Annotated in this window: 9 protein-coding genes; 7 read left to right on the top strand and 2 right to left on the bottom strand. The window is 72.0% G+C overall.

The annotated features are described in order from the left end of the window. The 6 genes from L0B03_RS08495 to L0B03_RS08520 form a co-directional block, all read left to right on the top strand. On the top strand, positions 1 to 471 hold a 471-nt coding region (locus L0B03_RS08495), incomplete at its 5' end, for a DivIVA domain-containing protein (protein ID WP_374204920.1). A 175-nt stretch (positions 472 to 646) separates the two neighbouring features. After that, positions 647 to 1063 carry a TraR/DksA family transcriptional regulator gene (locus L0B03_RS08500; RefSeq protein ID WP_250445386.1) on the top strand — a complete coding sequence of 139 codons (417 nt, stop codon included), beginning with the start codon at positions 647 to 649 and terminating at the stop codon, positions 1061 to 1063. Positions 1064 to 1065: 2 nt separating this feature from the next. Next, on the top strand, positions 1066 to 1653 hold the full coding sequence (gene lspA, locus L0B03_RS08505; RefSeq protein ID WP_250445379.1) for a signal peptidase II: 588 nt from the start codon (positions 1066 to 1068) through the stop codon (positions 1651 to 1653). Next, the gene (locus L0B03_RS08510) at positions 1650 to 2582 is read left to right on the top strand and encodes an RluA family pseudouridine synthase (protein ID WP_250445380.1); all 933 of its coding nucleotides are present in this window, start codon (positions 1650 to 1652) and stop codon (positions 2580 to 2582) included. The genes lspA and L0B03_RS08510 overlap by 4 nt, the downstream gene beginning before the upstream one ends. A 51-nt stretch (positions 2583 to 2633) precedes the next feature. Further along, entirely contained in the window at positions 2634 to 6185 is a 3552-nt protein-coding gene (gene dnaE / locus L0B03_RS08515; protein WP_250445381.1) for a DNA polymerase III subunit alpha, read from the top strand. 26 nt (positions 6186 to 6211) lie between these two features. After that, positions 6212 to 6619 carry a TIGR03618 family F420-dependent PPOX class oxidoreductase gene (locus tag L0B03_RS08520; RefSeq protein ID WP_250445382.1) on the top strand — a complete coding sequence of 136 codons (408 nt, stop codon included), beginning with the start codon at positions 6212 to 6214 and terminating at the stop codon, positions 6617 to 6619. Here the strand turns inward: L0B03_RS08520 and L0B03_RS08525 are convergent. Further along, a complete protein-coding gene (locus L0B03_RS08525; RefSeq protein WP_250445383.1) occupies positions 6604 to 6861 on the bottom strand; it encodes an RNA-binding S4 domain-containing protein in 258 nt (85 codons plus the stop codon). The two genes, L0B03_RS08520 and L0B03_RS08525, sit on opposite strands and share 16 nt — an antisense overlap. A 47-nt stretch (positions 6862 to 6908) precedes the next feature. Between L0B03_RS08525 and hisD the strand changes: the two genes are divergently transcribed. After that, positions 6909 to 8237, top strand: coding sequence for a histidinol dehydrogenase (gene hisD / locus L0B03_RS08530; protein WP_250445384.1), 1329 nt, complete (start codon positions 6909 to 6911; stop codon positions 8235 to 8237). A gap of 37 nt (positions 8238 to 8274) precedes the next feature. Here hisD and L0B03_RS08535 read toward each other — a convergent pair whose 3' ends face one another. Continuing rightward, positions 8275 to 10491 (bottom strand): RecQ family ATP-dependent DNA helicase, encoded by a 2217-nt coding sequence (locus tag L0B03_RS08535; protein ID WP_250445385.1) that lies wholly within the window; start codon positions 10489 to 10491, stop codon positions 8275 to 8277. Positions 10492 to 10726: the final 235 nt, after the last annotated feature.

The following is a 10726-nucleotide window of genomic DNA, read 5'->3' on the forward strand; positions in this document are numbered from 1 at the left end:
GGCCAGGCCCAGACGCCGGCCCCGGTCGCGCAGCCTGAGCCCACCCCGCAGCCCGAGCCGACCCCTGAGCCGACCCCCGCCCCGGCCCCGGCGCCGGCCGCGGCTCCTTCGAGCCAGCGGGTCAGCGAGCCCGAGTCGGCGACCGGCATGCTCCAGCTCGCCCAGAAGCTGCACGACGACTACGTGCAGTCGGGCCAGGAGGAGGGCGACCGGATCATCACCGAGGCCAAGACGCAGGCGACCCGCATCGTCCGCGAGGCCGAGGAGACGTCCAACCGCACCCTCGCCCAGCTCGAGCAGGAGCGCAGCCTCCTCGAGCGCAAGATCGACGAGCTCCGTGTCTTCGAGCGGGACTACCGCACGCGGCTCAAGAGCTACCTCGAGAACCTCCTCGGGGACCTCGACTCGCGCGGCAGCACGGTGGCCCCGCGGGCAGGTGGCAGCGAGGGCGGTCTGCAGTTCAACGGCTGACCGCGCACAGCAGGACCACGCGCGACGCACCACACCGCAGCGGTGTGGTGCGTTGTGCGTCCTGCGCGAGAGGTCTACTCTCGCGTGACCTTCGTCCCCAGGGAGCGCCATGGCCACCGAGGAGCCCGGTCGTTCGACCACGGCCTACGGGCTGCGTCTTGAGACCGACCACGAGATGCCCGACCTGGCGGCCGCCGTCGGCGGCTTCCCCGTCCGGGACGGCGAGGATCCGTGGACCGTGGCCGAGGTCGAGGAGATCGCGGCAGGGCTGATCGTCGAGATCGGTCGTCTGCGCGCCGAGCTGGCCGCGGCCGACGCCGAGCTCTCGGACCTCTTGCGCAACTCGGGGGACGGTGCGGGGGACGACCAGGCCGACTCCGGTTCCAGCGCCCTCGAGCGCGAGCAGGAGCTCACCCTCGTCAACAACACCCGGGACCTGCTCGAGCAGAACCTGCACGCCCTGCGGCGGGTGGGTGCTGAGGGGTTCGGCCGTTGCGAGTCCTGCGCCCAGGCGATCGGCAAGGCCCGGCTGCAGGCCTTCCCCCGCGCGACGCTGTGCGTCACGTGCAAGGCCCGCCAGGAGCGTCGCTGAGCGTGAGACCTGCCCGCCCGCTGCTCGTCCTCCTGCTCACCCTGGCCGTGCTGGTCGTCCTGGTGGACCAGGCCACCAAGATCTGGGCCGTCGCCGCGCTCACCGAGGGTGAGCGCATCCCCGTGGTCGGCGACCTGCTCGGTCTGACCCTGCTGTACAACCCGGGCGCCGCGCTCAGCTTCGCCACCGGGATGACCTGGGTCTTCACGATCGCCGCCGTCGCCGTGTCGGTGGTGATCCTGCGGATCTCGGCCAGGCTCGGCTCACGGGCCTGGGCCGTGACCCTCGGTCTGCTCCTGGGGGGCGCCGTGGGCAACCTCATCGACCGCCTGGTCCGGGATCCCGGCTTCGCCCAGGGGCACGTCGTGGACTTCATCGCCTACGGGTCGTGGTTCGTCGGCAACGTGGCGGACATCGCCATCGTCGCGGCCGCGGGCCTGGTGATCCTGCTCAGCCTGCGTGGCGTCGGTGTCGACGGCACCCGTGAGTCCGACCAGCGTGAGGCGGCCGCGGACGACGTCTCCGACGAGGTCCCTGGACCCACCTCGCCCCCCACGACGCCCCCAGGTACCCGGGAGGGGACCACGTGAGCGCGCGTGCTCTCCCCGTGCCGGACGGCCTCGCCGGCGAGCGGGTCGACGCGGGGCTGTCCCGTCTGCTGGGCATCTCCCGGACCAGGGCGGCGGACCTCGCAGCGGCAGGTGCCGTCCTGCTCGACGGTGTGGCGGTGGGGAAGGCAGACCGTCTCCCTGCGGGGTCGTGGCTCGAGGTCGACGTCGAGGCCCTCGACCCGATCGTGCCGACCGCCCCGCCCGAGCCCGTCCCGGGGCTGCGCATCGTGCTCGAGGACGAGGACGTCCTCGTCGTCGACAAGCCTGTCGGGGTCGCGGCCCACCCCTCACCGGGGTGGACGGGGCCCACGGTGGTGGGGGCCCTCGTCGCGGCCGGGCACCGGGTCGCGACCTCCGGGGCCGCCGAGCGTCAGGGGATCGTGCACCGGCTCGACGTCGGGACCTCGGGGCTCATGGTCGTGGCCAAGAGCGAGCTGGCCTACTCGGTGCTCAAGCGCGCCTTCAAGGAACGCACGGTCGAGAAGATCTACCACGCCGTGGTCCAGGGCCACCCGGAGCCCACCACGGGCACGATCGACGCCCCCATCGGGCGGCACCCCAGCGCCGACTACCGGTTCGCGGTCACCGCCTCGGGCAAGCCCTCGGTCACCCACTACGCGGTCCTGGAGATGGTCCCCTCGGCCTCGTTGCTCGAGGTGCACCTCGAGACGGGTCGCACCCACCAGATCCGGGTGCACATGTCCGCCGTACGCCACCCCTGCGTGGGTGACACGACCTACGGTGCGGATCCGGCCATGGCTCAGCGGCTCGGGCTCGGACGCCAGTGGCTGCACGCGATGCGGCTGGGCTTCGAGCACCCCGCGACCGGTCGCCCGGTCATGGTCGAGAGCACCTACCCGCAGGACCTGGCCCAGGCGTGGGACCGGTTGAGCGACGGGCACCACTGAGTTCCGTGCCGGTGGTCCCCGCTGTCGGTGAGCCGACCTAGAATCGTCGGCATGGCAGCTGCAGGTGGGTCCGACTTCGTCCACCTCCACGCTCACACCGAGTACTCGATGCTCGACGGGGCGGCCCGGCTCGACGACCTGTTCGCCGAGGTCGCGGCGCAGGGGCAGCCAGCGATCGCGATGACGGATCACGGCTACCTCTTCGGTGCCTTCGAGTTCTGGAGCAAGGCCCGCGCGGCCGGCGTCAAGCCCATCATCGGTCTCGAGGCCTACCTGACGCCGGGCACCAGCCGACACGACCGCACCCGCATCAAGTGGGGCGAGGCGCACCAGAAGTCCGACGACGTGTCGGCCAACGGCTCGTACACGCACATGACGCTCCTGGCCAAGTCGACCGCTGGGATGCACAACCTCTTCCGGATGGGCTCCTTGGGCTCGCTCGAGGGGCAGATGGGCAAGGCTCCGCGCCTGGACCGTGAGCTCCTGGTGCAGTACGGGACCGACCTGATCGGGACGACCGGCTGCCCCTCGGGCGAGGTGCAGACCCGGCTGCGCCTGGGCCAGTACGACGACGCGGTGCGCGCGGCCGGCGAGTTCCAGGACATCCTCGGGCGGGAGAACTACTACGTCGAGCTCATGGACCACGGGCTCGACATCGAGACCCGGGTGCAGAAGGACCTGCTGCGCATCGCGCAGGACATCGGCGCCCCCTTGGTGGCCACCAACGACCTGCACTACGTCAAGCGTGAGGACTCGATCTCGCAGGACGCGCTCCTGTGCATCAACTCGGGCTCGACCCTCTCCGACCCGGACCGGTTCAAGTTCGGCGGGGACGGGTACTACGTCAAGTCCGCGGCCGAGATGCGGCACCTGTGGTCCGAGCTGCCCGAGGCCTGCGACAACACGCTGCTCATCGCCGAGCAGTGCGAGATGGAGTTCAACACCTCGGCGAACTACATGCCGAACTTCCCGTGCCCGCCCGGGGAGAACGAGACCTCCTGGTTCATCAAGGAGGTCGAGACGGGGCTCAACTACCGCTACCCGGCCGGGATCCCCGACGAGGTCCGCCGGCAGGCCGAATACGAGACCCAGGTCATCACCCAGATGGGCTTCCCCGGGTACTTCCTCGTGGTGGCCGACTTCATCAACTGGGCCAAGGAGAACGGGATCAGGGTCGGCCCCGGCCGCGGGTCGGGGGCCGGCTCGATGGCCGCCTACGCGATGCGGATCACCGACCTGGACCCGCTCAAGCACGGACTGATCTTCGAGCGCTTCCTCAACCCCGACCGCGTCTCGATGCCCGACTTCGACGTCGACTTCGACGAGCGGCGTCGTGGTGAGGTCATCCGCTACGTCTCGGACAAGTACGGCGAGGACCGCGTCGCCCAGATCGTCACCTACGGGACGATCAAGGCCAAGCAGGCCCTCAAGGACTCGGCCCGGCTCCTCGGCTTCCCGTTCGCGATGGGGGAGAAGCTCACCAAGGCGATGCCCCCGGCGATCATGGGCAAGGACATCAGCCTCACCGGCATCTTCGACCCCCAGGACAAGCGCTACCAGGAGGCCGACGAGTTCCGGCAGATCCACTCGACCGACCCGGACGCGCAGCGGGTGGTCGAGCTCGCCCAGGGCATCGAGGGGCTGAAGCGCCAGTGGGGCGTCCATGCCGCGGGCGTCATCATGTCGAGCGACCCGCTGATCGACATCATCCCGATCATGCGCCGGCCGCAGGACGGCGCGGTCATCACGCAGTTCGACTACCCCACCTGTGAGGGCCTCGGCCTGATCAAGATGGACTTCCTGGGTCTGCGGAACCTGACGATCCTCGACGACGCCCTCGCGAACATCGTGATGAACGGCAAGGACCCGATCGAGCTCGAGACCCTCACCCTCGACGACCCCGCGACCTACGAGCTGCTGGGGCGCGGCGACACCCTGGGCGTGTTCCAGCTCGACGGCGGCGGCATGCGCACCCTGCTGCGCCTCATGCGCCCCGACAACTTCGAGGACATCTCCGCGGTCGGTGCGCTGTACCGACCGGGCCCGATGGGTGCCAACTCCCACACCAACTACGCCCTGCGCAAGAACGGGATGCAGCCGGTGGTGCCGATCCACCCCGAGCTCGCCGAGCCGCTCGCAGAGATCCTCGGGACGACCTACGGCCTGATCGTGTACCAGGAGCAGGTCATGGCCATCGCGCAGAAGGTCGCGGGCTACAGCCTCGGCCAGGCGGACATCCTGCGCCGCGTGATGGGCAAGAAGAAGAAGGCCGAGCTGGACAGGCAGTTCGAGGGCTTCTCGACCGGCATGACCGACCGCGGGTACTCCATGGGCGCGGTCACGATGCTCTGGGACATCCTGCTGCCCTTCTCGGACTACGCCTTCAACAAGGCGCACTCGGCGGCCTACGGCGTCGTGTCCTACTGGACGGCCTACCTCAAGGCCAACTACCCGACCGAGTACATGGCGGCCCTGCTCACCTCGGTGCGGGACGACAAGGACAAGTCGGCGATGTACCTGGGCGAGTGTCGCCACATGGGCATCACGGTCCTCCCGCCGGACGTGAACTCCTCCTCGGCGAACTTCACCGCTGTGGGTACCGACATCCGGTTCGGGCTGACCGCGGTGCGCAACGTCGGTGCCAACGTCGTCGACGCGATCGTCAAGACCCGTGAGGCCAAGGGCGACTACACCTCGTTCACCGACTTCCTCGACAAGGTCCCGGCCGTCGTCTGCAACAAGAGGACCATCGAGTCCCTCATCAAGGCAGGGGCGTTCGATTCCCTCGCCCCCAGCCGCCGAGCCCTCCACCTGGTCCACGAGCAGGCGGTCGACTCGGTGGTGGGGGTCAAGCGCAAGGAGGCCGAGGGGCAGTTCGACCTCTTCGCGGGCCTGGGCGGCGGCGAGGAGGACGGGGAGGACGGCGCTCTGGGGTTCCGCGTCGACGTCCCCGACGTCCCCGAGTGGGACAAGAAGCAGCTGCTCGCCTTCGAGCGCGAGATGCTCGGGCTCTACGTCTCGGACCACCCGCTGTCCGGTCTTGAGCACGTCCTGGCCTCGGCAGCCGACTGCTCGGTCGCGGCCCTCATGGCGGACGAGACCCGGCCCGACGGCTCGATGGTCACCGTCTGCGGGCTCATCACCTCCCTGCAGCGGAAGATGTCCAAGAACGGCAACCCGTGGGCCGCGGTGACCCTCGAGGACATCGACGGCTCGGTCGAGATCATGTTCTTCGGCGAGACCTACCTGGCGTACTCGACGGCCCTCGCCGAGGACGCGGTCGTCACGGTGCGCGGTCGCGTCCGTCGCCGGGACGAGACCATGCAGCTCCAGGCCGTCGAGGTCTCCCTGCCGGACATCTCCGCGGCCGAGACCAGGCCCGTGACCATCACCATGCCGGTCTCGCGGTGCACCCAGCCGGTGGTCGAGAGGCTGCGGGACATCCTGGCGAGCCACCCGGGGGTGACCGAGGTCCATCTGACCCTGACCCAGCCCGGGCGCTCGACGGTGATGCGCCTCGAGGAGGGCCTGCGGATCGAGAGGTCCCCTGCCCTGTTCGGCGACCTCAAGGCACTGCTCGGTCCGGGCAGCCTGACCGGATGACCCGCGAGCCCACCTAGACTCGTGTGGTGATCCACCTGACGCCTGAGCAGCACGTCTTCGTGACCGAGCGCCACCTGGCGACCCTGACGACGCCGCGGGCCGACGGCGCACCGCACGTGGTCCCCGTGGCCTTCACGTGGGACGGCGGCGAGGGGGTGCTCCGCATCACCGCCCGCCGTACCTCGGTCAAGGTCCGGAACATCGAGCGCGCCGCGGCGGCGGGTGCTCCTGCCCGGGTCGCGGTCTGCCAGGTCGAGGGCGGGCGGTGGCTGACCTTCGAGGGCACCGCCGAGGTGTCGCACGACGCCGCGGAGGTCGCCGAGGCGATGCGGCGCTACGCCCAGCGGTACCGCACGCTCGAGCCGGACCCCGTCCGTGTCGTGATCCGGGTGCGTGCGGCGCGGGTGCTCGGATCGAGCTACATGACCCGCTGAGTCTCTGGGTCCTCCTCGGGGTCCACGACGGCGAACTCCTGGGCCCCGGTCGGCTGGTCGACGGTGACGAGGTCCCCGGGGCCGAGCTGGCGGCCTCGTCGAGTCTCGACGACGCCGTTGACGCTCACCTCCTCCTCGAGCAGGAGGGTCCGGGCCTCGGCCCCCGACTCGACGGCGCCCGCGAGCTTGAGGAGCTGGCCGAGCCGGATCGTTCCGCCGGCCACGGGTACGGGGATGCTCATGAGGTCAGTCTCCCAGGTGCTGCCGGCAGCGCGCCTAGACTGGCCAGGTGATCTCCCGCATCGACCTGCGCGGCCGCGACCTCGACCGCCGCGCGCTGACCGCCGTCCTTCCCCGTCCTGAGCTCGACGTGGCGGGCGCGGCCGAGCAGGTGGCCCCGCTCATCGCCGATGTCCGCCACCGCGGTGCCGTGGCCCTGCGCGAGCTGGGCGAGCGCTTCGACGGAGTCCGGCCCGAGCACCTGCGAGTGCCGGCCGAGCGGATCGCCCAGGCCCTGGAGTCCCTGGACCCGCTGGTACGCGCGGCCCTCGAGGAGTCCATCCGCCGGGCCCGGCTCGTCCACGCCGCCCAGGTGCCCGCCGAGCTCCGCACCGAGCTGGGTCCTGGCGCCCAGGTGCGCCAACGCTGGCTCCCGGTGCGTCGCGTCGGTCTCTACGTCCCCGGCGGGCTCGCGGTCTACCCGTCCTCCGTGGTCATGAACGTGGTCCCCGCCCAGGAGGCGGGGGTCGGGTCGCTCGTGGTCACGAGCCCGCCGCAGGCTGAGCACGACGGCAGCCCCCACCCGACGATCCTCGCGGCCTGCGCGCTGCTGGGAGTTGACGAGGTCTACGCGGTCGGTGGGGCCCAGGCGATCGCGATGCTCGCCTACGGCGCCCAGGGCGAGACGGATGCCGACGGCGAGACCCTCTGCGAGCCCGTCGACGTCGTGACAGGCCCGGGCAACCAGTACGTGACCGCCGCCAAGCGCCTGGTCCGCGGGGTCGTCGGGATCGACTCCGAGGCCGGGCCCACCGAGATCGCCGTCCTCGCCGACGGCACGGCCGACCCCGCGCACGTCGCGGCCGACCTCGTGTCCCAGGCCGAGCACGGCCCGACCTCCGCCTCGGTGCTCGTGACCCCGTCGGTCGAGCTCGCGGAAGCCGTCGAGGCCCTGCTGCCCGCCGTCGTCGCGCGGACCAGGCACAGCGAGCGCGTCGCGACGGCGCTGGCCGGGCCGCAGTCGGCCGTCGTGCTGGTCGACGACGTCGCGCAGGGACTCGCCGTGGTCAACGCCTACGGTGCCGAGCACCTCGAGGTGCAGACCGCTGACGCACGCGCCGTCGCCGAGCAGGTCACCAGCGCGGGCGCGATCTTCGTCGGGCCCTTCGCCCCGGTCTCCCTCGGTGACTACATGGCCGGGTCGAACCACGTGCTGCCGACCGGTGGGTGCGCCCACTTCTCGAGCGGGCTCGGGGTGCACAGCTTCCTCCGGCCCGTCCAGATCATCGACTACGACGACGTCGCCCTGGCCGAGGTCGCCGATCGCGTCGTGGCCCTCGCCCAGGACGAGGACCTCCCGGCCCACGGCGAGGCCGTCACGGTTCGATTCCCGGGCTGAGCACGGTGTCCCCGCGCGAGCGGCGCAGGGGCCCAGCTCAGCCTGTCGCCAGGACGAACGGGAGCACGCGTGCTGCCCCGGCCCGACGCAGCAGCCGCGCGGCGAGGGTGATGGTCCACCCGCTGTCCTGACGGTCGTCGACGAGCAGCACGCCGCGCCCCGCGAGCCCCGAGACCGCCGCGGGGGACAGGTCGAGCGAGAGCCGTCGCGCGACGCCGGCCAGCCGCTGCGCCGAGTTCACGTCGTGGCGGGCAGGGGGGCCCGCGACGGTGGCAGTGCCGACGAGGGGTACCCCGAGGTGCCTGGCCACCCCGCTCGCCAGGTGCTCGACCAGCTGGGGTCGGCTCGCCGAACCGACCATCACCACGCCGTCGACCCCGGGGCTCCAGGCGTCGAGCACCTCCAGGACCGGCCCGCGCAGGGCCGCAGGGAGCGGCCCGTCGACGGGGCTCCCCGCGGTGGTCCGGAACAAGTCCCTGAGTGCCCCGCCCAGGCCCAGGCCGTCGAGCCGGGCGACCGCCCGCCCTGCTGCGGCGCGGTCCGTCTCGGCGATGCGTCCGGTGAGGTCGATGCCGAGCGAGGCCATGCCGCTCGGCCACTGGCGACGCGGGCTGAGGTCGACCCCAGGTGAGGCCAGGCGCCGGCGGGCGGCCTCGACGGCCTCGGCGTCGACCACGGCGCTCCCTGCGGTCACGTCGTCGGTGGCAATCGTCGTCCCCTGCTCGACAGCCTCGGGCCCCGTGCGGCAGCGGTCGCAGCGACCGCACCGCCAGTCCGGGACCTCGGCGAGCTCGGGGTCGTCCAGGGCGCTGCGCAGGAAGGCCATGCGGCACCCGGTCGTGCGGACGTAGTCGACCATGAGCTGCTGCTCGGCCCGGCGGGTCTGCTCGACCTGCGCGTAGCGCGCCGAGTCGTAGGACCAGGGCTGGCCGGTGTGCTGCCAGCCGCCCCGGACCCGGCGCACCGCGCCGTCGACGTCCAGGACCTTGAGCATGAGCTCGAGCCGGTTGCGTCGCAGGTCCACCCGAGGCTCGAGGGCTGCGGTCGAGAGGGGGCCACCCGCTGCCTCGAGGGCGGCCAGGGTCGCGCGGACCTCGTGCTCGGGCGGGAAGGCCATGCTGGCGAACCAGTCCCAGATGGCGCGGTCGTCCCGGCCCGGGAGCAGCACCACCTCGGCCCGGTCGGTCGCACGCCCCGCCCGTCCCACCTGCTGGTAGTAGGAGATGGGCGAGCTCGGTGCGCCCAGGTGCACGACGAACCCGAGGTCGGGCTTGTCGAAGCCCATCCCGAGGGCCGAGGTCGCCACGAGCGCCTTGACCTCGTTGGCGAGGAGCTCCCGCTCGGCCTCGAGACGTTCGGCCGGGTCGGTCTGGCCGGTGTAGGAGCGCACCGTGAGCCCCTCGGCGCGCAGGTGGGCCGCGACCTGCTCCGCCGCGGCGACCGTCAGGCAGTAGACGATGCCCGAGCCGGTCATCTCGGGGAGCCGCGCCGTGAGCCAGGCGAGCTGGGTGGCGTGGTCGGGGAGCTCGTGGACAGCGAGGCGCAGGCTCTCTCGCTCGAGCGGCCCCCGGAGCACCAGCACCTCGGCCCCCTGGCTCTCCTCGGCGGAGGTCCCGCTGGCGGCGAGCTGCTCGGCGACGTCAGCCGTGACCCGGGCGTTCGCGGTCGCGGTGGTCGCGAGCACCGGGGTCCCGGTCGGCAGCTCACCGAGCAACGTGCGCAACCGGCGGTAGTCGGGGCGGAAGTCGTGCCCCCAGTCCGAGATGCAGTGCGCCTCGTCGACCACGAGCAAGCCCGTGTCCTGCGCGAGCCGCGGTAGCACCTCGTCGCGGAAGGCGGGGTTGTTGAGACGTTCGGGGGAGACCAGGAGCACGTCGATCTCTCCCGCGGCGACCCGGGCGTGCACCTCGTCCCAGGTCTCGGTGTTGGCCGAGTGGATGGTCTCGGCCCGGATGCCGGCCCGCCGCGCGGCGTCGACCTGGTTGCGCATCAGCGCGAGCAGGGGCGAGACGATCACCGTGGGCCCACGGCCCTGGGCGCGCAGCAGGGCCGTGGCCACGAAGTAGACGGCCGACTTGCCCCAGCCGGTGCGCTGGACCACGAGGGCGCGCCGTCCCTCGAGCAGGGCCGCGATGGCCGTCCACTGGTCCTCGCGGAGCGCGGCGTCCGGGCGGCCGACGAGGCCGCGCAGCACCTCCTCGGCATGCAGGCGGGGAGAAGGCGCAGGGCCGGGGGCAAGCACGTCGGACGACATACCTGCAGTGTCGCAGCCACCACCGACGCCTCGGACCGTGCCCGAGGACGGAGCAGGGGCGGTGGTGCGAGACTGCCTGCATGCGACCTCCGGCCGTCGTCGCGGCCCTTCTCGGTGTGGTGCTCGCCATGAGCACGGCGCTCGCGGCCTGCGCGACACCCGAGGGAGCGGGGGACGGGGAGGGCGAGCCAGGGGGCGCGACCACGGGCCTGCGCGCCACGGGTGCGGCCCCCGG

It is taken from the genome of Actinotalea sp. C106 (assembly GCF_023630195.1).
In the GTDB taxonomy this organism is placed as follows: Bacteria; Actinomycetota; Actinomycetes; order Actinomycetales; family Cellulomonadaceae; genus Actinotalea.